At 41.0% G+C, this 24,138-nt stretch carries 21 protein-coding genes; 14 read left to right on the top strand and 7 right to left on the bottom strand.

Annotated elements, in window-relative coordinates:
* Positions 1–3: 3 nt before the first annotated feature.
* On the bottom strand, positions 4–888 hold the full coding sequence (locus AC3G2T_RS08720) for an EamA family transporter (RefSeq protein WP_488435187.1): 885 nt from the start codon (positions 886–888) through the stop codon (positions 4–6).
* Positions 889–1,007: 119 nt separating this feature from the next.
* Here AC3G2T_RS08720 and AC3G2T_RS08715 point away from each other — a divergent pair, with 119 nt between their 5' ends.
* Positions 1,008–2,063, top strand: coding sequence for a LacI family DNA-binding transcriptional regulator (locus AC3G2T_RS08715; protein WP_488435186.1), 1,056 nt, complete (start codon positions 1,008–1,010; stop codon positions 2,061–2,063).
* 51 nt (positions 2,064–2,114) lie between these two features.
* Here the strand turns inward: AC3G2T_RS08715 and AC3G2T_RS08710 are convergent, their stop codons facing one another.
* Both AC3G2T_RS08710 and AC3G2T_RS08705 read right to left on the bottom strand, forming a co-directional pair.
* Entirely contained in the window at positions 2,115–3,080 is a 966-nt protein-coding gene (locus AC3G2T_RS08710; protein ID WP_488435185.1) for a cation diffusion facilitator family transporter, read from the bottom strand.
* Between the two features lie 401 nt (positions 3,081–3,481).
* Positions 3,482–3,631, bottom strand: coding sequence for a hypothetical protein (locus AC3G2T_RS08705; RefSeq protein ID WP_488435184.1), 150 nt, complete (start codon positions 3,629–3,631; stop codon positions 3,482–3,484).
* 821 nt (positions 3,632–4,452) lie between these two features.
* On the opposite strand from AC3G2T_RS08705, the gene AC3G2T_RS08700 reads away from it, so the two are divergent.
* From AC3G2T_RS08700 to AC3G2T_RS08690, 3 genes are all read left to right on the top strand, one after another.
* The gene (locus AC3G2T_RS08700) at positions 4,453–6,249 is read left to right on the top strand and encodes a hypothetical protein (RefSeq protein WP_488435183.1); all 1,797 of its coding nucleotides are present in this window, start codon (positions 4,453–4,455) and stop codon (positions 6,247–6,249) included.
* A gap of 204 nt (positions 6,250–6,453) precedes the next feature.
* Positions 6,454–9,345, top strand: a complete 2,892-nt coding sequence (locus AC3G2T_RS08695) for an HD domain-containing protein (RefSeq protein ID WP_488435182.1) — start codon at positions 6,454–6,456, stop codon at positions 9,343–9,345.
* Positions 9,346–9,765: 420 nt separating this feature from the next.
* Complete coding sequence (locus tag AC3G2T_RS08690) at positions 9,766–10,107, top strand: DUF3139 domain-containing protein (RefSeq protein WP_488435181.1); 342 nt, start codon at positions 9,766–9,768, stop codon at positions 10,105–10,107.
* A 33-nt stretch (positions 10,108–10,140) separates the two neighbouring features.
* Here the strand turns inward: AC3G2T_RS08690 and AC3G2T_RS08685 are convergent, their stop codons facing one another.
* The 3 genes from AC3G2T_RS08685 to AC3G2T_RS08675 are packed head-to-tail and all read right to left on the bottom strand — an operon-like array spanning position 10,141 to position 14,703.
* On the bottom strand, positions 10,141–11,043 hold the full coding sequence (locus tag AC3G2T_RS08685) for an ATP-binding cassette domain-containing protein (protein ID WP_488435180.1): 903 nt from the start codon (positions 11,041–11,043) through the stop codon (positions 10,141–10,143).
* A gap of 4 nt (positions 11,044–11,047) precedes the next feature.
* Positions 11,048–13,468 (bottom strand): hypothetical protein, encoded by a 2,421-nt coding sequence (locus tag AC3G2T_RS08680; RefSeq protein ID WP_488435179.1) that lies wholly within the window; start codon positions 13,466–13,468, stop codon positions 11,048–11,050.
* Positions 13,469–13,500: 32 nt separating this feature from the next.
* Positions 13,501–14,703 (bottom strand): hypothetical protein, encoded by a 1,203-nt coding sequence (locus AC3G2T_RS08675; RefSeq protein WP_488435178.1) that lies wholly within the window; start codon positions 14,701–14,703, stop codon positions 13,501–13,503.
* Positions 14,704–15,483: 780 nt separating this feature from the next.
* Here AC3G2T_RS08675 and AC3G2T_RS08670 point away from each other — a divergent pair.
* The 10 genes from AC3G2T_RS08670 to AC3G2T_RS08625 all read left to right on the top strand — a co-directional run bounded on the left by AC3G2T_RS08670 (position 15,484) and on the right by AC3G2T_RS08625 (position 23,135).
* Positions 15,484–16,308 carry a helix-turn-helix transcriptional regulator gene (locus AC3G2T_RS08670; RefSeq protein ID WP_488435177.1) on the top strand — a complete coding sequence of 275 codons (825 nt, stop codon included), beginning with the start codon at positions 15,484–15,486 and terminating at the stop codon, positions 16,306–16,308.
* An 87-nt stretch (positions 16,309–16,395) separates the two neighbouring features.
* Positions 16,396–16,923: a stage II sporulation protein M gene (locus tag AC3G2T_RS08665; RefSeq protein ID WP_488435176.1), complete on the top strand. Its 528-nt coding sequence runs from the start codon at positions 16,396–16,398 to the stop codon at positions 16,921–16,923.
* A gap of 56 nt (positions 16,924–16,979) precedes the next feature.
* Positions 16,980–17,465 (top strand): hypothetical protein, encoded by a 486-nt coding sequence (locus AC3G2T_RS08660; protein ID WP_488435175.1) that lies wholly within the window; start codon positions 16,980–16,982, stop codon positions 17,463–17,465.
* Positions 17,466–17,498: 33 nt separating this feature from the next.
* Positions 17,499–17,693 (top strand): hypothetical protein, encoded by a 195-nt coding sequence (locus AC3G2T_RS08655; protein ID WP_474680152.1) that lies wholly within the window; start codon positions 17,499–17,501, stop codon positions 17,691–17,693.
* Positions 17,694–18,785: 1,092 nt separating this feature from the next.
* Positions 18,786–19,256, top strand: a complete 471-nt coding sequence (locus AC3G2T_RS08650) for a hypothetical protein (RefSeq protein ID WP_488435174.1) — start codon at positions 18,786–18,788, stop codon at positions 19,254–19,256.
* A 3-nt stretch (positions 19,257–19,259) separates the two neighbouring features.
* The gene (locus AC3G2T_RS08645; protein WP_474680154.1) at positions 19,260–19,442 is read left to right on the top strand and encodes a hypothetical protein; all 183 of its coding nucleotides are present in this window, start codon (positions 19,260–19,262) and stop codon (positions 19,440–19,442) included.
* The gene (locus tag AC3G2T_RS08640; RefSeq protein WP_474680155.1) at positions 19,439–20,110 is read left to right on the top strand and encodes an ATP-binding cassette domain-containing protein; all 672 of its coding nucleotides are present in this window, start codon (positions 19,439–19,441) and stop codon (positions 20,108–20,110) included. The genes AC3G2T_RS08645 and AC3G2T_RS08640 overlap by 4 nt, the downstream gene beginning before the upstream one ends.
* Positions 20,111–20,120: 10 nt before the next feature.
* Positions 20,121–21,263 (top strand): efflux RND transporter periplasmic adaptor subunit, encoded by a 1,143-nt coding sequence (locus AC3G2T_RS08635; protein ID WP_488435173.1) that lies wholly within the window; start codon positions 20,121–20,123, stop codon positions 21,261–21,263.
* Positions 21,247–21,921, top strand: coding sequence for an ABC transporter ATP-binding protein (locus AC3G2T_RS08630; RefSeq protein WP_474680157.1), 675 nt, complete (start codon positions 21,247–21,249; stop codon positions 21,919–21,921). Before AC3G2T_RS08635 ends, AC3G2T_RS08630 begins: the two co-directional genes overlap by 17 nt.
* 2 nt (positions 21,922–21,923) lie before the next feature.
* Complete coding sequence (locus AC3G2T_RS08625) at positions 21,924–23,135, top strand: ABC transporter permease (RefSeq protein ID WP_488435172.1); 1,212 nt, start codon at positions 21,924–21,926, stop codon at positions 23,133–23,135.
* 148 nt (positions 23,136–23,283) lie between these two features.
* Here the strand turns inward: AC3G2T_RS08625 and AC3G2T_RS08620 are convergent, their stop codons facing one another.
* Complete coding sequence (locus AC3G2T_RS08620; protein ID WP_488435357.1) at positions 23,284–24,087, bottom strand: hypothetical protein; 804 nt, start codon at positions 24,085–24,087, stop codon at positions 23,284–23,286.
* Between the last annotated feature and the right edge of the window lie 51 nt (positions 24,088–24,138).

Raw genomic sequence — 24,138 nt, 5'->3', positions numbered from 1 at the left:
TGGCTACATTTTGACCAAAATGAGGCCCGCAAAAAGCAGCGCAAGCGCGAGGCTCTGCAGCTTCGTGAGCTTCTCTTTGTAGACGAGAACGGAGCCGACGACAACGACGAGCCCGTACGTGGAAAAAATCGGCGCGGCAATCGAGCCGGGGCCGGTTTCCAGCGCAGCGGCGTACAACTGCAGGCCTCCGTAGGAGAAGCAGCCCGCAATCAGTCCCCATATGAGTCCTGTACGGCGTGATGTATTGTTTGCTTTTACTGCTGCGATATGGGCGTGCTGTGCGGGATTTTGTCGTTCCCGGGCGGCGGCGAAGGCGAACCATGCGGCCGAGAGCAGATAGCTGATGAAAAGGATCGGCGTACCCGCCAGCCCCAGCTCAGCGGTGACCTTCAACCCTCCGTTGCGGAAAAAGAACAGCAGCCCGCCCAGGGCGACGAGCCCGAACCATATGCGCTCTTTGATCGTAAGCGGTTCTTTCAACCGGATGGAAACGAGCACGGCCGAAGCGAACAGCAGCGCAACTCCGCCGATTTCGATGGCGCTGATGCTTTCCCCGTAGATCCAAAGGGACATGAGAATGACGAGCACAATGTTCAGGTTCATTAGCGGAGCGGTCAAACTCGCCGGACCATGATCGAGCGCTTTCATAAAGACGACATTGCCCCAGCCCGAGCCTATGCCGATGACGATTCCGGCCGCCCACAGCCGCCAATCTCCGAGGTGCAAGGAGCCTTCCCACAAGCTGCCTGCGAAAAAGCCTATCGTGCCTGTAATGTACAGCCCGAGCAGCAGATAAGTTGCGGAGCCTTGGCGCATTTGGCTCGCTTTCATAAAAAAGCCGGTCAGGCCGAACAGAACAGCGCTGGCTACGGCTGCAAGAAACCACATGAACGTATCTCCTTTATATGTAGTGGCTTCATTATATCGGAATGCGCCTCGATTGACGAGGGTTGGGCTTCCCGATACAATGAGTTCAAAAGCTGCAACATGAATGAGAGAGGAATCCGATGAGCAAACATAGACAGCCTACGATCGTCGACGTGGCCCGGGAAGCGGGCGTTTCCATAGCGACGGTCTCCAACGTGCTGAACCGCAAAAATGTGCCGATGGCCCAGGATACCATACGCAAAGTGGAAGAGGCCGTCCGGCAGCTCGGTTATCGCCGGAATGCGCTGGCCGCGAATTTGAGCCGCCGCAGATCGTATGAGCTGGGGCTGATCATTCCCCATTTTGGCGGCTATTACGGCCGCTTTGCCGAAATGCTCGAGCAGAAGGTGTTTGGCTTCGGCTACCATTTATCCGTATTTTCCGCCGCAGGTATGAATCCGCAAATCGAAAAAAGACACCTTGAGCTGCTGCTGCAGCGTAGGGTGGACGGGCTCGTATGCCACGGCTTGGCGATGAGCATGGAATCGACGAGCCAAGTCGTCGGCGAAGGCACGCCGCTCGTCGTCTTCAACGGCTGGGGCTGGCCGAGCGATATCGTGAAAATGGCGATCAATCTGGATTTCGCCGGAGCTTCCGCGGAAGCGGCGCAGCATTTGTACGGCAGCGGCTGCCGCGCTATCGTCTATGCGGGAAGACGTAACGGCTTGGGCGCCAACGATCAGCGCATACAAGGCTTTACCGCAGGTATTCGGGACTGCGGGGAGGACTGCGTGCACGCGCTTTTGGATGCAGGGGAGCTCGGCGTCGAAGGCATCCTGGACGAAGCGCTGCGGCTCAGCGGCGGAAGAAGGCCGCTCGGCATCTACACGTTCAACGATGCGCTGGCTTTGGAAATTTTGTCCGTGTGCCATGCTCGGCGCATCCGCGTGCCGGGAGAGGTGCAGCTCCTCGGCATGGACGACGAATTTTTTGCCGAGGTCAGCTATCCCTCGATTACCAGCTTTCATATGCCCGTCGAGCTGCAAACGCACCTTGTGGCCTCTTTTCTCATGAAACAGATCGGGGAAGAAATGAACGCCGAAACCATGAAGCTGCTGGACGCCCACTTGCCGGAAACGGGGCACGAACTGTCCATACCGCTCAAGCTGATGGCCCGCCAATCTACAGCCACATGAAAAAAAGACCGTTTCGCCCGCGAACTGGCGGAACTGAAACGGCCTTTATTTTTACGCGCGTTCGCCTTTTAAAAGAGCCTCTTCCTTATGCTTCAAAAACTCCCTGCCGTACTCCCCGTGCGGGTTAATATTGGCATTCTCGATCTGAATGGTCGCATGCTCGATGCCGTATTTGGCCTTCAGCATTTCATTAATCGCCAAAACGATGCAGTAAGGCTGAACGTCAGGATCGGTAAAAATGTGCGCAGTCAGCGAGTAGTGGTTCGTAGAAACCGACCATAAATGCATCTCATGCACATCTTCCACGCCTTCGACCCGACGGATATTGCCGCGGATTTCATCGAGATCGAACTGTTCCGGAACGGATTCCATCAGAATCAGGTAAGACTCTTTAATAATTTTGCTGCCGCCGACAAAAATAATGCCCCCGATGACGATACTGATCAGCGGATCAACCCAGAGCAGATCGGTAAAATAAATAATGACCGAGGAGACGATAACTCCGACAGAGCTGAGCAGATCGCCGATGAAGTGCCAGAGCGCGCTTTTCACATTCAGGTTCTCTTCTTCTTTCACACTATTGTGGAGCACAAGCGTAAGCACAAGATTCACGACCAGACCGATGGAGGCGATGCCGAGCATAAGCCCCAGCTTAATCGGCTGCGGATGGACGATACGCCCAATCCCTTCAATGAAAATGCCGAGCGAAATGACACACAGCGCCAGACCGTTGAGGAAGGAAGCGATAATCTCAAATCGCAAAAAACCGAACGTGAACCGGGCATTCGGCTGCCGGGTCGCCAGATGGATAGCGAACATGCTGAGCCCCAGAGCGATGACATCGGAGATCATATGAGCGGAATCCGAGAGCAGCGCCAGAGAGTTGGATAGGAGTCCCCCGACAATTTCGACAGCTGTAAAAAAGGCAGTCAGGATCAGCGTCACCCATAACGTTTTTCTGGATTTGCTTTGTTCTTTGACGTGGTGGAGATGGTGGTAATCATATTCGATAACCATATGTGAGCCCTCCTTGTTGGCCTTAATGAGAATGAGAATTACTCTCTTATTTAGAATAATTCTAATTAAGTAATTTCAGTATATGCCACTTCACGCCAAGGCGCAACCGTTAATTTTACAGGACCAATTTATGAATGCGTTTCCAATTTTGTTACACAAATGAAATATTTTTGTTATGGTTTCATAATGTAAGTGAGGTAATATAATAAACAAGACCCCCTTTTTAATATATAAACTTTTGAACCTGGCCCCGTTGGCTGGGTTCCTTTTTTTTTGTTCTTCGACATTGCTAGTGGATTGACATAAAATCTGCACTATGAATTTCCAAAAAAATTTTTGAAAATCGGACGTGGGAATTGGTTCAACTGAGAGCGAGATGCCACACTGCTACTAATTCTTTTTTATTGCTCCAGAGCAAAGTTAAATTTGCCATTCAGCAAGTAAACTATTAGGATACGCATAGTGTCTTGTCCTCTTCGTGAACCAAGCGGCTTACAGTATTCATTGGCATCTTTTGCCAAAGCGATAATCAAAACATCAAAAATCGTCATCAACGAAGCTCGTAGTTTAATGGCCCCAGGCGCGTCTACGCTTTGTTTATGATTACATTGCTTGCGATCCGTTCGTGGTATTTCTGCATGGATATCACAAGGTTACTCTAAAAAGTTTAGACGCCTCCATGTTCGGTTGCGGTCCGTGTGATATAATACACTTGTTGATTCGGCGTACCGCAATTGGAACAAGAAAAAACGTCGCTCTTTTTCGGAATTTAACAAACACATCCAATTGCTTCTGCTTTTCATCAAACTGACACTCAGCGATATACTATGGTTCAGGTATAAGGAACACCGTTTCCATGTCCTTTACTTCTATAACATATGAAACCACCCCGTCTTCCTGGTCTATTTATTACCAGTATTAACAATTACATCACGCTAACCGCCGAAGTGATTAATTCGACGCGACAGAGCCAATAGGCTAATGAGTAAGAGCCACGATATTAATGAAATAGAGCCCTGTGTTAGTGGGGGGAACCACCACAAATTTCGACAATTTTGCAATCCATACAAGTAAGCCAGTCAAGGTCGCGAAGCGTTCATTTTAGCCTTGATTGTCGTCCTTCATGGGTCCACACTTTTCCATGGTCCAGCAAAGCCTCATTCATTAACTCAGTGGCTCTGTGGCACCGAAGTATTCACCGAAGAAGCTAATCTTATTATTTAACAAATAAATAACGATGTTACTTCATGGTTTGAAGTATTTATTTGGAAAGGGAAATAAAGGAAAGTGTCGAATTCTAAAGTAATGTACTTTCAGTACTTCAGAACTATGGTATAGAAATGATTTGAAATATTAAATTGGAGGCACAGCTTTGGAGATAAGATCCTTGATTAATTCAACTGCAAGCTTTTTACGACGGTTTTATCGTAATCGTGCGGCATGGGCCTTAATCATAAATCGCAATAGGAGTGTACTCTGGCATTTATTCGTTGTGAATATACTTATTCTTTTTGCTATATTACCTGCGCTTCTACCCTGGCCGATGAGATCACTTTTAGCTCTATTACTTTTTATTCCCTACTTTAGAATTACTACTGTTAAAACTAGGTTAGTTTATCGGCTTTATAAAAATATTAAAAGTAGTAGATTTATAGGAATCGAGGATACGAGCACGGATTTAAAAGCGAGAAAGAGGTTGCTTCGAAAAATAGTCTCTCTGATTTTTAATTACATTATTATATTGATAGTCATTTTGCATTGGATAGGTGGTCGATCTAGTTCCTCATTAACTTGGCAAAATTCTATCGAGAGATGGCTTTTTGAAGATATGGTTGTTGCAGGATGGCTCGGTTTTCTATTCTATGCGTTCATTTTTCTTGTTCTAAAGCGTCGTCGCTGGCTTATACCTATATTGTCCTTGACTAGTCCATTCATTTCTCTTTCGCTCTTATTGCATGTCTTAGATTCAGCAGCCAAGGTTCTATCCAAGTTAACTGGGGCTCCTTATTTAACGATTATGAACAGTTCTTTTGATAGCTATGTGTATATGTTTATTGAATCTGGAACAGATAAGAGATTTGCCATTTATAATTTCGCATATTCGTTTGCTTATCAATTACTATTTGCGATGATCCAACCTGTTTATAAATTAGAAAAAAGTAGACTTGCTCTGGAGACAATCACCGTCATCTACGGGGCGATATCCGTGATCGGACTACTTGCTGCCGTTCCCGTATCAGAATTTCTGTTCAGCTATTTAAAGAACAACAATGGGAATCTGAAAGAATTTTTGTTTTATTCAGAACTTAAGAACGAGGAAGGGTTTAAAGTGTTTTATGAGCAAACTTTAAAATATGTTATTTTGCCTTTTTCTCTTGGAACAACAATTCCTATCCTTATTATCAAATACAGAGAAGCAGCTAGTAAGAGCAAAGGGCAACTTTTGTTCGATCGAGCATGTGCCAGTCTTAGTATGCCCACTTCAGAGATGCTTGTACTACTTCGCCAGGCGATCTATCACGGGGGTGGCTCAATACGGGGTTCAATTAATGGACACTATTTTCTTCACTCTTTTGTTCCCTTTTTGGATACAATTCGCTCTAAACGGATTGGTTGGCTAAGGAAACGATGGAGAGGACTGAGTATAATATATTGCAAGCTGATAGACCAATTACGTACTGCTCCTTCTACTACTACTAAGAATTTCGTTCAGTTTTATAATTCGATATGTACCAGCGTACATATTTTTCGTAACAATATTGCTCTTGCTCGAAGAGAACGATTTTTTGGATTGAGACTTGCAAGTGCTCTTCTGATTGCACTAACTTTTTGCTGGCTAGTATTTTCAGGTTGGGCATTACTAGTACTTTCTAGAATTTATGAATCCTATCTTGGTCTGTTCGGAAATGATGAAAGACGTGGGCATGCCTCATTTGTTGTACTCTATTTTCTACTAACTTGTTGCCATTGTGCTTTTAGAACCTTCTCGGCCCGCCTTTTTCCTAGTGTCTTTCGTTATGAAATGCGTACCCTATATCTTCATGTTACGCTTCTTCTATTGTCGGGAGGGATAGTTTTTCTAACGAATTTAATTTATAATCAATGGATTTCATTGCTCATATTTCCAATTCTATGGCATGCGATTTGGTTTTTGGAGCGTTTCAGATGATAATTCCAGACCAGATCAATTGTCGTCAAATTAAGTAGCAGACTCTTTGGAATGAAAACTCAGTCTGTATAGCTTGGAGTTTCCGAGGAATACTTCTATTCTCAATCTCAGAAGCGATTTAAGAAATAATGCAATCATTCTACCGGGTGGAGTGCGATCAGCTGTTTTTTTGAAGCTTTTAATAATAAAAAGGTTGGTGCAAGAATGCAGTTACCAGAGATTTTTAGGGATATTATAAAAAAAGATGACAATTGCAATGCCATATTGTTCGGTGCTATTAGTAATATTGAACCTATCATAAAAGAGAGTAAATTGGAATTTTTTAGCGAGTATACCAAACATGATCTCGATCATTTTGAGAAGGTTTTACTAGTATCAGAATGGCTCATCTCAGAAGATAAATTTACACTTCAAAAAATCGGTGCCTATGATATTTTAGCACTGGTACTGTCTATATTGCTGCATGATTTAGGCATGCATATTACCTATGAAGGGTTTTTAAGCTTATTATCGCAAAACGAGAAAATTTCAGAGTTTGATGAACTTTCTTGGTCAGAAGAATGGGAAAGGTATGTTAACCAAGCGAAGAGGTGGAATGAGCAGCAACTAATTAGTATTTTCGGTAAAGTAATAAATATTGAAGCACCCCCAAATGATAAAAATATGTTGACCGAATATAATAAAAAGTTTATAGGAGAATTCTTAAGAAAAAACCATGCACGATTAGCACATGAGATTGCAGTTTTTGGTTTTCCTGGACCAAATAATAAAAAGATTCAACTTATCAATAATGAATGTGACGATGACATAAAAGACCTAATTGGACTTATAGCTAGGAGTCACGGTTTAAATATACGTCAAACATTACCCTATCTAAAAGATAATTTCTTTGAAATTTTAGAACCTTACAAAATCAAGGTTGTTTTTATAATGATTTTATTACGGTTAGCCGATTACTTAGATATTACTTCTGAAAGAGCTCCAGAGAAAGCCACGAGAATTAAGGAGTTTTCAAGCCCATTCTCAAAGTTGCAGTGGAGGTTGCATGATTGTATTAAAAACTGTCATAAAAATCATTTAGACCCCGAGACACTGTACATTCAGGCAAAGCCAACATCAAGTCAAATTTATCTGGAACTAAATTCATTATTAACAGGTATACAAGATGAGTTGGATAAGAGTTGGGCGATACTTGGTGAAGTTTATGGAAGATATGATGGTCTAAGAGACTTAAAAATTGGACTTCGAAGAATTCAATCTAACATATTCGAAAAAAAATTTAATGAAAGTATTGATTTTATTCCAGAAAAAATCTTCTTTACTACCGATTCGGGAGTGTTGCGACATTTAATTGCCCCACTTTATGGCGAAAATCCTTCATATGGTATAAGAGAGATGTTACAGAATGCTATAGATGGATGTAAAGAACATGAGTTTGTTCTTAAATTGAGGGAAAATGATTCTTATGAAAATTATAGCTCAAATATTGAGATTTCTTTTTATGAGGATGAGGGTGAGTATTATTTCTCATTAAATGATAATGGTATTGGAATGTCACATGAAACACTTATTAATTATTTTTTTAAGGCAGGCGCCTCATTTAGGAAAAGTACAAAATGGTTAGAGACATTTAGTGATCTTAATGGAAATTCTAGCATAGTTCGAAGTGGGAAGTTTGGAGTAGGTGTCTTAGCTGCATTTTTGCTTGGAAATGAAATATCCGTTACTACTAAGAATTTAGATTCAAAAACTGGGTATACATTTAAAGCGAAGATTGATGAGAATCAAATTGAAGTGAAAAAAGTACAGTGTAAGGTTGGTACATCAATAATTATTAAATTATCAGAAAATATATGGAAATTGCTGAAGAATCAATCAATTAAGTCATGGAGTATAAATAATGTGCGATACAGATACATGAATCAATATGCAGAAGCGTTTAGGAATTCAGGGAATGTCCCTGCGTGGAATCAATGGTTTGTCTACTCTGAGCCTAGAATTGATATTAATATTCCGGAAGATTGGAAGTTTGTTGAGGGCAAAAAAATAAATGAAGAAGATGAATATTGGCACAATCTAAATGTATCAGATTATAGTGGAGTCAAGTGGTCATATAGTAAAGACTATAATAATTATAAATTAGTTTGTAATGGTTTTTTGATTCCGAGTGGTTATTCAGTTTCAAGATATAGATATCCGTTAGGCAGAAACCTACCAACACTACTTATAACTGATAACAACGGAGTTTTACCTTTAAGTTTAAATAGGAATAATGTTGAGGAGCAATTGTCTTTTGAGGATGAACTTTTAAAAGATATCTATAAAGGAATAATTCTCGAATTAGTTACTCATATTGAAGAGGTAAAAAAAGAATCAAATAGTTACTTCATACATAGCCTTACACATCCATTACTTACAAATCATGAATATAACTGGGGTGAAGGAAGAAGAGTATTTCTTAAGGATGGTTATTGTTTGCCTCATTCGAGATTTGTTAACAAATTGGGGCTAAAGAAATTAGTTAAAGTTTATTGCAGTACTGATGAGGATTACATTACCTATCCTTTTGATATTGCAGAATGTGAAGGAGTTAGTTTTGCAAATGGGGAGAACCTCTCCAACTTAAATGAACTAAAAAATGTACTCTACGAAAACGATATTATGCTGGATATCAAATACTGGTCGAATTCAAGAAGAATATATATTCACACCGATAGATATCATTACTTATTTGAGGAAAACAGGCAGAGGTTGCGGTATGATTTCAAAATAAATATAAGAGAAGAGTTTTCAAATGGCAGATGGACTTGCTTAGTTATCGGTGAACCTAGTACTTCAAGCATTAGTGAGCAAAGTCTAGATCAAATAAATAACTCAGTTGATTTAATAATAGAATATGATGATATTACTGAGTATAAGAGTAAGGGTGAACCCAATAACAATCTCAAAGATATGTTTGTTGAATCAGTGGATAAGTATTTTAATGATAATTCATTAATTCCATATGATATTGTGTCAAGAAAAGAGTTGTTTCTTACTATATTTGAAGAATTAAAAAATTACCCTCTTGAATATTTAAACTATGTGGGTGAGTAGAAATCAAATTTTTAGTCACAAGCTTTTTTTTTAGAAGCCTTGCATTATTTCAATTGACTTGCTGAATGGTTCTGCTTACAAAAAAACTAAAAGACTTTGGTAGGGTTTCTGGTAGGGAATGAGATACTTGGCTTTCCGCGGCGCAATGAAAATGAAATTCGTTCATTTTCAGAAAATCGATCAATCCTTTATTACACAAGGCTTTGCGCCTCAGTTTTCCTTATTGAACAGAACCTGAAAATCATTAAAATTTCGGAACCCATGCCCCGATGGCTGGGTTCCTTTTTTATGCGGCGCAAATAACCCTTATGGGGCAAGGGGTTACGGGTTCCTCTAGTGTGCCGGTTGGTCCGGTTGCGGGGTGTTATAAATGTACTGATTCATAAAGAAGGTGTAATTTAGCCTGAAGAGGTGGTGGTTTTGCTCAAAAGAAAAGTTGTGTTATCGATTCTTATGCTGATTTTACTGTCAATTCTGGGTATTTTCATAAAGATTAGAGTTGATATTTCTCAGCTGGAAAAGAAGATGCAGGATTATTTAATATATTCAAAAGGGTATAAAGATGATGAGATATTAAGCATCAAGTGTGAACTAAGTGCTCTTCCTAAATACCCTGTATATGTTACTTTCAAAGATGAACCGAATTATGCCTATCTATATTCGTATTCTTCCTCATCAAATAGCTGGTATCAGTTCCCGCCTCAAGGCAAATATGACCCACAAAACTACAAGCACTTAGAGCAGAATGAGCCCCTGCCATAGCGCATAAAAGCGGCGGCAAGCCACACGTTAACACTATAACGACACCGTCGAACCGCTGACATTCTCTTGCTCGAAGAGATACAAGTAGACGTCTTCCAGGTTCGGCTTGACGGGTGTCGCGGCTAGATTCTCCGGCGGATGATCGCCTACGATACGGACGCAGATGCCTTCTTTTTCGTTGGTAATATTGCTCACTTTGTACTGCTGTTCAATGCTTTCCAGTTGATTCTTCTCCGATACATATACCGTGTACACTTTGTCCTTCATCCATTCCAGCAGCGAATACGGGTCATTCTGCAGTACAATGTTCCCATGCCTCAGAAATATGATCTGCTTGGCGATAGATTCGATGTCGGAGACGACATGCGTAGCGATCAGAATGATTTTATTCGATGAGATTGCCGAGATAAAATTTCGTATTCGGATTCGTTCTTTTGGGTCAAGACCGGCGGTCGGCTCGTCCAACAGAACGATTTTGGGGTCGTTTAGCAGCGCTTGGGCGATCATGATTCGCTGTTTCATGCCGCCGGAATAGGAGCCTAATTTTTTGTGCGCATCTTGCTGCAGGTTTACGATTTGGAGCAAATCATCGATTTGCGTCCTTGCTGCTTCTTTTTTCATGTCTTTTAAAGCGGCCATGTACCAGAGAAACCGATGCCCGGTAAAGTCATCGTACAAACCTTGCTGCTGCGGCATGTAGCCCAATATTTCCCGATAAGTTTTATCTAACCGGCGAATAGGGGTATGGTTGAAGCTGACCTCGCCGGTATCCGGCAGCAGGTTATCCGTGATGATATTCATGAGCGTCGATTTGCCGGAGCCGTTTGGCCCCAGAATGCCGTATACCCCGGGAGTAAGCTCCAAATTGATGTTGTCCAAGGCGGCTTTTTTCCCTTGTTTGTAGTGTTTGCTGACATGATTTATTGTAAGCTGCACTTGATCAACTCCCTTTTTTCGATGGGGTCGCGTTGTGCTTGTGCCATGACATTCTCATACACCAAGCGGCAAGCGCCCATAATGCGCAGAAATAATAGATGGTAGGCTGCAGGCGGCTGCCGTTTGCGAGCTCAGTAAATAACAGACTGGAGTTGTTGAACGAAAACAGTCGGATAAAGTCAAGACCTGCATATTCGATCAATAACGGTATCACTAGCGCAGCAGACAGTATGAACAGCGACCAGGATTGTTTTTTCACGAGAAGGGTCAGATACAGAGCGCATTGTGTAATGGCTAAAGCGCCAAGCAACTGGAGCAAGCTTACAACAATCACAAACGTCCGAACGTCAACCGGCAAATTAAGCTCTCCGTAAAGCGCAATGCTCTGGATCGGCGCATCCCAACGGATCGGATTATAGCTTATGAGCAAATTTGCGTATTGCGGTAAATAAATAATAACCATGAGTAATATTGCGCAAAAAGCAGCTACGATGTTCTTCACTGCAAATAAGGAAAGCCGGCCTTTTGAGGAGGCTCTTAAAATAGCCATAATGCCGGTCTTATATTCGATCGTAAATATCGTGCTAAGACATAGGGTCAAAAGGATAGAGTAAACGATACTATTGGTAATATCGCGGAAATGATTGTTGAACAGATAGTCCGATGAAAGTTGATTGACAAAGTGCCCGTCGATTCCTTTTTCCTGCTGCAGTTTCAGCAAATGTTCATATTGGCGGTATACTTTATCGAAAGCTTTGCGCTTGAGCGCAAATAGTTTTAGGTCAGCAAGCTTTTCCGTGTACTCGCGCAGTGAAATCCTGCCTGCCGAATAAGCCTCGAATACTTCCTTTTGAGCGTTTGCAAGCTCGTCGAACTTGAGTTTTTCCGCTTCGATATCATTCTTTTTTTCCGCGGTAAGTTCACCGGACAGAGAACGCAGGTAAGTATTATAGATGGCATCCTCTTCATTGAAGCGGATTGCTTGCGAATCGATAGCGTTGTACCCGAAAAAGAGAGCGATAAGGATCACAAGTATGGAGCGGCCCGTGACAAAAGTCTTAAACAGCTCGTGCCGCAGCAGGTTCACATGACCCCTGGAGCGGAACAAGGGAAGTAAAGCTCTTCGTTTATCCCATATGACGGCCCACAATGCGGGGGAACCCCCGACGGTTTTTCGCGAATAGATTTGAATGATAGCAACCGGAAAGAGGAGCAGCAGGACGGCGATGGCGCCTCCGGTTACCCAAATCTGGTTGATAGGGAAGCCAAAGAAGTTAATATTGTTGTATTCAGCCATCAACCCGTATACATCGTAAAATGAAAAAAGGTTCACATACTTCGCCAGGTTGAGCGAGGACAAAGGATCGATAAGCACATAGGCGAAATAGCTGACTCCGAGAAAAGCCAACAGGTACATATAGATTTTGCTTGCGTGATGAAAGGCAACGAAAAAAACACCAATAACCAAGGCCGCAATCACGGACATGACGATTTTGCCGGCCCCAAATAGCGCCAAATATTGGCTGACGTTCAATGTCAAGTTGCTATGCTTAAATGAAGCCATGGATTGAACAAGTCTCGTCAAATCGCCGAATCCGTATAAAAGGTAGGCCGCGGCTATAATGGTTCCGTAAAAGACAAAAGCCAAAACGGCGCTCACTGCCGTTAATGCGAACACCTTGGCCCCCGCGATGCGGGCTCTGCCATTTTTGTTGGTGCGGATAAGGAGCGCAAGCCCAGTTTCTTTTTCATACAAAAACAGAAGCATGCAAAGCATAAACATTAATATCGCCAGCAAAATGTCCGTGACCTGAAATCGGGTGCTCGATACGATGCCGGTTTCCAGACCGATTTCAAGCGGAATTTGCTCCAGATGCTGAAAATCGGCAACCGTCTTCATAATATTACGGTATGAAAATGAATTCTGTTCTTGAAATATGGATACGGAGAGCATGTCATTAGCCCGCTGCTGCATGCCCCCGATGTAGTCACGATGTTCCTGGACTGCCTGGAATTGCTTATAAATCAGATCGCTTAGATAGAAATCCAGGCCCAACCGCTCGGGGTCGTTCGCATATTCGCTGTTTATGAATGATTGTACCCATTCGGGCCGATTCTTTTTAATATCCTCCGAAAACTGCTTCAATATGGGGTCCTCGGGATCCCGCGCGGCATAGAACAAGGTAGAGAACGTGCTTAACTCTTCTTTTTGCTGTGCGATCTTCTTACTGGCAATAGGGATCGGCAGCACCTTGTAGGCTTGCTCCCAATCACGGTAAGCGCCGATATTGGCAATCGTATAACCGTGATTTGTCGTCTCCTGTTTATAATAAATGGCTGCGTTGGCCACCAAAAAGAGTGGAAGAAGGGCGACAAACCATTTCCTCTTGCAAATTTTCAACAATTCGTATCCGATCAGCTTCATGATGTTCCTCCGCAGATAGGCGCTCAATTAATTTAATGATTTTTGGTTTCGATAAACGGTTTGAATGCGGCGTTTCCGCTTCCGATGTCATTTTTATCCAATATTTGCAAATGATCAGCGTCATCCTTCCTAAACCGGGCAAACATATAGCGCTCATCCCCGGGATTCAAGCTATGGGCTAAGGGCAGATACGAAAGATTGAATTTATCGATAACTTGATATTTTTGATCGTATACGGTCATTTCGTCAGCAATATGTTTATTTTCTTCGCGGTTTAGATAAAACCATACAGGTCGTGCATAGAGAAAGGAACCGCTTGCGTATAAATGAGTGAGAAAATTCCTTTTTATTGGTACAACCTCTATTTGTTTGCCTTCCAGATCCGACGAGTACTGAACTGTAGATCGGCTGTCGTTCTCATCACCGTAAAAATACGAGAAATATAGCTTATCGCCGGCAATTCCGGAGATTATGGCGTTTCCGTTGTCGGCATTTTCAAACATGGGCGAGACGTTGCTAGTCTTAAGGTCATACCGCATGGTACGGTACATGTTTTTACCAGACTCGTGGAAGTAAACATTGTTGCGGTAAGGGATGATATCTAATATATGGCCGGCTTCAAGACTGCCCGTATATATGGCTTGCGGTTTCGAGAAAATGCCACCGTTGAGATCGTACTTCATAATCTGATAATTTAATTCCGATTGCTTGGTGTAGCTCGAAGTTGAGTAATATACGACGCCCCTGTGAATGGCAATGGCATGCGGCGGGAAATCGAAGGTCATTATTTCTTTCCTTTTCGCCCCGTCCAGAGACACTTCAATAAGCTCCGTTTTCTGGGAGCTTTCTTTTTCAAAGCCGGGTTTGAGCCGGAGGGTATACAGCTTTCCGTTCTGATACTCAAGAAATCCATTATCTGACGGTATGTTGAAATAAGCGCGGCAGTTGGGCTTCTCGTCGATCTTGGTATCGTCGCAATCCGCGTTTGGACGATTGTCCAGCAGCACGGGCTTCATCGTATTTTTATCGGCATAATACATATAATTGGCATTTAAAAAGTAATAGCCGTTTTTGCTGGCCGTCGTTTGAACCCTATGATTCTGTTCGTGAAAAACATATTGGTAGTCCGTCTCGCTGTTGTATTCGTCAGGATCATTCGCCTTGTTATTGCACCCCGATAAGCAGATGGGGATGATGGCGGCAATTAGTGCAAAGTAAAAAGATTTCTTATTCATTTTGTTTGACTCCTAGGGAAAAGGAATTCGCCTTTTGGACGATATGAACTCCAGAAAGGCGAACTCTTTTTATTTATTTAATAGTAAACATTAGGACGGTTATTTAATGTTGGTTGAATCCTTCCGATACCCTCCGTTGTAACTAACCTCATGGACTCCGGATGCCGAGAGGGATTGCGGATTGAAATGATTTGCGGTTGTACTTACGCTTGAGGAACCCGTGTGGTTTTACTGCTAATTCCGCCTGTTACTGATGTCGCTTCAAATGAATTGATTTAAAGGATAAATACCCCAATTGAACGTAGCATAACGTGAAAAAAATGTAAATAACATTAATCGTTAATTTCGAGACAGCCTTGCCTGAATTAATGCAAACGTTTCACCATTAGTCTATCGTCAAGTTCATTTTATTTCACGAGTGAAAGCATGAACTTCTTTTCGTATATAGGCCAAATGTCTTGGCTATTATTATTTAATCAATAAAATTCTACATAAAATAACATTTTTTTAGTTTTAAAAAGGGGAAAATAGTAATATATTACTATATTTAATTATCCGGAATAGTAATAGTATGTATGTATAATACAAAATTTTCCTGACAATTGTTTAAACAGGCGTCATCTGTTATTGCCCTAACCTAACTATTATTTATTATAATTGTAAGATAAAACTTACTACAAAGGAGGTACTTGATTAACAGCTTCTCCCCGCAAAGGAGGTACTTGATTAACAGCTTCTCCCCGCTCACATAAGGGGTAAAATTTAATAAGGGGGATTCAAATGATTGACCTTTCTGGAATTGCCGTATCACAACAACCATGGATTAATCTTTCCGATGTGGAAATAAAGAAAATATATCTGTGGAATGAGTTGTTTAATAGAACGGGAATAAAGACAGACACTGCCAAACTTCCAGTTCGAATAGGAAAACTTCAGAGGCAAGAACTTGTAAAGAAAGAACAATTACTTGTTTCAATCATGCAAGAAGAGGTGAGTCCGCTAAAAAAAACAATGTCGGGCCTTTATTTAATCATTCTTACGAACCAGGACGGTGCGGTACTTGATATTATGGGACCCGATACAATCATAAGCTACTTGGAATCCGTAGATGTTGGCATTGGAACTTCTTTTTGTCTTGAACATACTGGAATAAATGGCATATCAATGGCCATGCAAATGGATTCATTAGTGGCCGTCAAAGGTTTTGAGCATAGCTTAAAAATTTTTGAAAAATGGAATTGTATTTGTTCTCCGATTAAGCACAAAGACCAAAATCGCGGCTATTTGGAGATTTCGGTTTCAATTACAGATGATGTAAAATTAATAGTTCCTTTGCTGGAGCGGATAGTGACAGATATTGAATTTAGTATTCAGTTAGCTGATCCTGGCATGAAGAAAGCAAAAATTTATGAACATTTTGACCAGTATGGTCTGACAAATCGGGAGAAGGAAATTGGATTTGGTTGGCTGCATAATGAAAGCGCAATACATATTTCTTTATGTTTAGGTATTTCAGAAGCAACTGTGCGGCATACTCTAAAAAAGATTTATAGCAAAACTAAGTGCTACGATAAGGGGGGATTCATAAGAAAGTTTATGAAATGATACCCTATTTATGGTATTTACTAGGATGTTTGGCTGGCGTATTATTAGGTTATAAGCAGCTGAGTGATGGCTAAGGGAGGCGGGAGGTTGAAAATTAAAGAGTTTATTTCCATCGAGCATAAAATTACTTTCATTATTATAGCTGCTAGTACAACAGTTGGTTTCATTTATGGGTTAGCATTTGATGAAGGTTCGAACATAACACGGATGGACTTTTCCGGCAATAACTTTGCCAGTATTTTTTTTCAAATACTTTCGCATAACTTTTTAATTTCGTTACTAGTTTTATTGTTATCCATATTTTTTTATGTAGGTTCTTCTGTTCCCGTTATGTTGACTTACTTTATATTCGGAGATAGTTTCGCGGTTATTGCTAAGAAAAATGGCATTTTAACAGCTTTCGCAACTTATCCGCATCTCATATTTGAGACTATTCAGATATTGTTGGTTTTATCGATAGCATTTAAAATATCGGGGAAAATATTAGAAATGGCTTCTTTAAAAAAGAAAAAAAATATAGGTGTTCGCGAGCGAATTCCTATGAACCTTATGGTTGCTTTGGTGTTTATGATCTTGGCTGCAGTTACTGAGACAATCAGAATAGGTTACTTTTAAAACGTTAAAGATAGCTCAGCGAATGCTGGGATCTTTTAATCATGCAGGGGGACGCTATGAAGAATCAAAAGCTATTATTTTTCTTAACATTGACTGTATACATACTGATAGTAATCGTATTGAATTTTACAATAAAAAAGGGAGAGATTCTGGCTGTAATTAATAAAACGGCAAATTTATCGGACGATCAACTGATAGGGGCGATTGTGGCTGGGACCGTAATGACATTGGGTGTCTTGGCTGTAATCTTGGTCCTGATAAGGATTTTGCTTCAATTGGTGTTTAAGTTCATTTATAAAGGTTCGAAGGAGAGAACTTTTCTTAACGAATCTTACTTTGTTCCATTAACCTTCAAATTTATTTTGTTAATTACGGCGCAGCTTATGTTAGTTTTTGGAGTTTTATCTAGTAAATTGTGGATAAACATTGTTGTTATTCTATTGTATACTCTGTATGTTTTGTTTTTTAATAATTTTGAAAAAATGAAAAAGGACAAGGGGGTTCAAATTGTTACAGGAATTTTATTAATCTTGGCCATTTAGGCTTATTTGGGGGCACGAAAGGAGGTGAAAAATATGTTTGAATTAGTAGCAACAGGGATTGCGGCTGATGTAGCAGCTAATGTTATTGACGCTATCTTGAACGGCTGGAGCATTGTCGCAGCACTGACGCTTATTGCTGGACTTGCTGGCGGAGCGGCAGCTGCACTGGAAGGCGCTCTTTCTCTCCTGATCAAATGGGCAGGAAGAAAAACCATTATCGCTTGGTAATCTAAGCTAACAACAAGGAGTAAGGAATGTATTAGATCCTCACAATACTAATACATTCCTTATTCCTATTCCTTTTTCCATAGAGCAACTGCCGACACCGCTTTATTAGCAGTATATCACAAAAAGAACGAATTATGCATGTATGATTTAAAAGTTGGGAATTAATTTGGAGTCTTGATGAAATCATAGACCAGGGTTGGAGGCAAAATGAACGCTGCATATATGTACCTAGCTCTTTTTTTAAAAAAGTATTACCGAAATTCATTTGAAAAGAAAATGTCCTACATTAGTACTGAATTTAGTTACCTTCATTCTAATATTTGCGCTTTTCTCAGCAAATTGTTTTCCGTTGTTGAGATTTTTGCGTTGTGTGTCATGCCCATATCCGCTTTTTTTTATTCGGCAATGTTCAAATACATTTTAATTGCTATTTTATTTATTGTGTATATTTTAAAGATGAAGGAATTGAATGTGCGTAGTTTTAGAATGTTTTTTCATAAATTATTTGTTAAAGAAGCTGTTTTTCAATTTTATGGGATCGTTTTAATTTGTTTGAATTTAATGTTCTCGCTAGATATTAAAATATATGTCATTTTAGTATTTTTACTCGGAATATCTTTTATAAATGTACAACGCTACTCCAGCGTCTTCGTATATGCTTATTCTGCTATTTATTTGGTTCTTGCGATCTATTCTATTCATAGTTTTGAAGTTGTTCTATATTATGTTATATTATTCATAATTATGGTTGGTATGCTTTATTTTTACAGATACAGAGTGTTAAAATATAAAGAATATAACTTCAAAGAGAAGAAATCAAGCTTTTTAAGTATAAATTTGAAAAGGCTCATTAGAATGCTGTTTAGAAGCAAGCAAGAAATTGTCGCCTTTATATTCCCGTTCTACCTTCTTATATTTTTCTTTGCCAACTATATTTTACATAGCACAAATCAGATACTACTGGCTTCTGAAATACATAACATTGTTCTTCTTCTGGTTTATTTCTCTATTTATTATATTTACATCAAATTAAAAGTTTTGTCCTATGACGAATGTTTTTATTTTTCAACCACCAAATTGGAATTTTATAACATGGGCATTCTCTATAATTACTTCCAAAAGCTAGTTATTTTAATAGTATTCAATATTTTCAATGCAGGATGGGGAGTCATTTACTTACTCGCCTTGCTGAAGATCGATTGCAGCTTTCATAATATTTTGCTGCTGGGAACATCGCACTTTTTTATAACTATGATTTGTTTGTCTCCCAATATATTTGTTGAAAAAAATAAAGCTGATGTAACGAAGCAACCTGTGGATTTTCGAAGATACACCGGTTTAATTGAAGGTTTTTTAGTCATGTCGCTGTTTGTTACAATCAGTATTTATATCAATGTGAGCACCAATGAAGTGATTCCGAAAACGATAAAGGATACCCTTTTTAATATAGACCATGTTATTGATTTCGTGTTTTTGGCGGTATTGTTAGGGGCCGTTATTTCGGCAATAAAAACCGTTAATCACATTAGAATAGAGAAGCGAAATATTGAGAGGAGAATTTAAACTATGTATTTTCAATTGATCTTATTCGCCTTTTTGGCGTTGTACAGCATTCATACCTTAATTAAATCGTATAACGGGATTAAGAAAGGCGCTCATCCTAATTACTTGGTCATCGTTTTATCAATAATAGCTTTGATTGCATCGATTTTAGTATTGATTTTTCGCTTGGGAGGAATTAATGCGTGATCCTGCAATTAAATATTGATAAGTTTGCATTCGGCAAGAATGTGATTTTTTTAAATCAGGAAGTACATATCAGCGGCGGACATATGTTGGGGGTAGTAGGTGCGAACGGCACCGGAAAATCCACATTGGTCAATATTATAAACGGTAATTTAAAATCAACAGCAATATTAAAATATAACAATAAACCGCTAATACCCGGCTATAACAACACCATTGTATTCGTCTCCGATGATTTTATCGGGTTGGAGTATCTGACGCCTATAGAAGTCACACAGTACTTTTTACTGCTCTATTCCAGGAAGTTTGACGAAGTCAAGTTTAATGAAATAGTCAGTCTTGTGAACATGGACAAAGACACCGTTTTGAATCAAATGATTAAAACTTTGTCTAAAGGTACGAAGCAAAAAGTTATTTTTATCATTTACATGATGTTGGACAAGGATATTATTATTTTTGATGAAGGGCTTGAAAACATTGATGAAACTACGTTGAATCATATTTTAAAAGAATTGAAACAATGGACAAGCAACGATGCAAAGTGCTGCATCATCGCCACCCACAACAAGCTGATATTGGAATATGTGGACGAGTATATTTCTTTAGAAAGGCCGGAAGGTTATGTGGACGGTACGAAACTTACAACTATAAAAGGGAAGAAAAATAGTTGAGGGCGGTCAAATGAAAAATAAGCGTCTTTTGATGATACTCGGTATAGTGATTTTATGTTTCGTTGTGGTGAATGTGATTATATCCAAGTCAAAATCTTCTCTCACCAGCGTGACAAAAGTGCAGGTCGTTAAGGTGAATAAACAACAAATGTCGGATACCTTGATTGCTTCAGGTGTCATAACACCTAGTGAGGAAGAGACCATATATAAAGATGAAACCATGGGATCGGTTAAAGATATATTTGTATATGAGGGACAGGAAATTACGAAGGATACTGAACTGTTTCGATACGATGAAGAAGAGATCGGGAATAAGATAACTTTGTTGGAAATTGCCAAGACGCGGCTAACCCTTGGACTTGAACAGCAGAGTGAAAAGCTGGATAATCTGGAGGCCGATTTTAAACATAATTTAAAAGATATTACACTTGTTGAGGAGTCAATTCGCCAGGCGGAGAAAGATAAGAAAGACTTGGAACGGCAGGTGAAGTATGCCATGCTGTCCATTAAGGAAAACGATATGGAAATGGAAAATCTTTTAAAGAAGAAAGATAAATTGGTCGTCAAAAGCACTATAGCAGGAGTTGTAGAGAAGGTTACCCGCAATGCGGGAGCACAAGAACCTATGATCCATATAGTATCTAATGAACCTTATAAAGTTAAGGGCACAATCACCGAATTTGATTCTGTGTTTGTAAAAACCGGCCAACCGGTAAAGGTAAAAGCCAAAGTATTTTCAAGTGAGATATGGAAGGGAAAGGTAGATACGATAAAGTTAAGCCCTGTTCAAAGCAGCACAAGTTCGACAGTAGAAAAGAAGGAATCTGTAACTTCATATCCTTTCGTAGTAAGCCTCATGGAGAAACATGCTGAGCTGCAAGCAGGCTATCACGTATCTGTGGAAATAGAAATAAAAGCAAAAGATAATGCACTTACCTTGCCGCATGATGCAACCTTTGTGCAAGATAACAAAGATTTTGTGTTTGTGGTTGAAGGCAACACGCTGTACAAGAAAGAAATAACGATCGGATTGATGAATGATCAGATTAAAGAAGTGCTTACAGGCGTTAATGAGGAAGATAACGTTGTCATACATCCAGCAGCAGATTGGAAAGAAGGAATGGAAGTGAAGGTTGATGCTGCATCTAAATAACATATGCAAAGCCTATAAATCCGATTCGCTTGAAGTGCCAGTTCTACATAATCTTAGCTTGTTGGTCGAACAAGGGGAATTTGTAGCTATAATGGGACCTTCGGGCTCAGGAAAGTCAACGCTTATGAGCATCATCGGATTGCTGGATACGATAACCTCCGGTACATACCTGTTGAATGGACAGGATGTATCGACATCTAGCGATAAGGAGTTGGCAAAATATCGTAACAAGCACATAGGCTTTGTTTTTCAGCAATTTCATTTGCTCCCCAAATTAACTGCATTATCCAATACGGAACTTCCATTAATCTATGCCAGGGAGAAGAAAAGATCACGGATTGAAAAAGCGCATAGAGCTTTAGAAAGAGTGGGGCTTGGTGAGCGCAAGCATCATTATCCCAATCAACTGTCAGGCGGGCAAAAACAGCGAGTCAGTATTGCCAGAGCCATTATCAATAACCCCGATGTGATTCTTGCAGATGAACCTACAGGTTCTCTGGATACAAAGACAGGCGAACAAGTCATGAGTATTTTTTCCGAGTTTAACCGGGAAGGCAAGACGATTATTCTTGTTACTCATGAACCTGAAATAGCTCAGTATGCGCAAAGAACCATCCTTCTTCGAGACGGAAAAGTAGTAGAAGATCGGAGGATTTAGCGATGGACTTATGGGAATGCGTGAAGATGGCTATTACGTCTTTGTATGCGCATAAATTAAGATCGATGCTTACGATGCTAGGGATTGTTATCGCGGTGTCTTCTATTATTACCATTGTCGCTATCGGGCAAGGCGGCGAAGCTATTTTGAAAAAAAATTTCGTCGGTAATGGCAATAACTCGCTGGACATCCTTTATCGAAAGCTGGAGACAGAAGGAGAAATAGAGCTGAGTGACGAAAAATCTACGGCCAGATTTGACGAGAGCGACGTCTTTGATCTGCAAAAGCTTCCTGAAATCTCAAAAATCATAACGATGAACTCCTCTTCTTCTGTGTTACATTATTTAGATAAGACAATGAATACTCAACTGATAGGAATGACAGAAGGATATTATGACGTATACCCTCTTGAGCTTGTATCAGGACGTTTTTTGACAAAGAGTGAGATCGAACAAGGGCGCAAGGTAGCATTGCTAAGTGAAAGTTCGCTTGAAAAATTAAGTAAAGGAAGAAGTGTAGTAGGAGAAATCATCGAATTGGAAGGAATATCTTTCAAAGTGGTGGGTATTTATAAAGAAAAAAAGAAAAGTTTACTAAATTTTGATATGAAAAAAACTCTTGTGCCTATTGCCGTTTGGCCTACTCTGTTCGGAGAGGATAACATTCATTCGCTGACTATTCAAGCCAAAGATTCCAGTAAGCTTCAGGAAGCTGGGCAGATGGCCGTTGACCTGCTTAATTTAAAATATCGAAGCAAGCAAACAAACGGAGAATACTATATTTTCAATATGGAGCAAATCCAGGAGTCCCTCTCCACGATCACGAATACGATGACCGCCATTATCGGCGGTATAGCTGGAATTTCATTGGTTGTAGGGGGGATAGGGGTGATGAACATTATGCTTGTTTCGGTCACGGAAAGAACGAGAGAAATTGGTATACGTAAAGCATTAGGAGCCACTCGGGGGAGTATTTTAGTTCAATTTTTAATTGAATCCATGATGCTAACGACATTAGGGGGAAGTATAGGCATATTGATCGGCACAGGTGGGGCCTACCTAGTGTCCGTGTTTACCCATTGGCCGCCACTTGTATCCATACCTGTGATTATTGGCGGGGTACTATTCTCGATGTCCATTGGTATTGTATTTGGGATGCTGCCGGCGAATAAGGCGGCAAAGTGCGATCCGAATGAATCCCTACGATATGAATGAGCCCATTCCGTCTTGGGATTCTCTCAAAAAGTCTTGGCCTGTGAAACTGCAGTTCCATTGTGGAACATACAGAGATTCACAGGCCAAGACTTTTTCATTCATGGTTTTGACTGCCAGCTTGGTTAGTTTGGGTTAGCTTTTTGATCCGCTATTCCTGCTTCTGTATCTTAGCCGGGTTGTTGATTTTGTAAGGAACGGGGTGCTTGGTCAGCTTTTTGGCGACGATTTTGCCCTCGAATGTGAGGGTGTCTCCGACTTCCAGCTCCAACTTCTTGAGAGTGGCGCTGTAGCTGGACCAGGCTTCGCCGATCGGCGTTTCCGGGTCGGTCATTGCTACGTTCTCGTAGATGACGACTTCATCGTCGTTATCGGAGAAGTGGTTCGGCACCGTCGTGAATTCTTTTACGGTCGCGGTCATTTTGACTTTTTCCTCGGGCAGCTCGAGCTTGGGGGCTTTTTCTTTTTTTCCCTTGGCTTTGGCCGGAGCGTCGGGGGCGGGCTCTTGTGCCGCGGGAGGTTCCGCCGGGGGAGCTACGGTCTCGGGCTCCGCTGGGATTGTCGCCGCGAGAGCAGATGTCTCGGGCTCCGCCACGGTTTCCGCCGCGGGAACGGCAGGCTCGGCTGCGGACTCAAGGGGCGCGCTCTCCGGCTCAGCGGCTTCTTCGACGGTGGCGGCAGGTTTTTGCCCGTAGTTAGCTGCTTGCATTTCCTTCAGGAAGGAAGGGTGAATGCAATGTTTTTGCATGTTGTCCAGCTCGATGACGGCCGTTATTTTATCGACGAAACCGATGAGCCGGCAGGGCAGCGTCATGCCGTTCCTTTTGTAGAAGAACGCTTTGGTTTTGGAAGCTTTTTCGGACAGCAGCCCCCATTCTTTGCATTTTTCGATTTGCGCAGCCTCGTCTTCGAAGGCATTATAGGTTTGGGGCTCGATTATGAACGCGTATACCATCGCTTCTCCGCCTTTCTTCATATACAGCTCTAGTGTACCATTTTTCCACGG

The organism is Paenibacillus sp. sgz302191 (assembly GCF_057749925.1).
The sequence above is the reverse complement of the archived record's forward strand: the minus strand, read 5'-3'. Positions and strand labels throughout refer to the sequence as shown.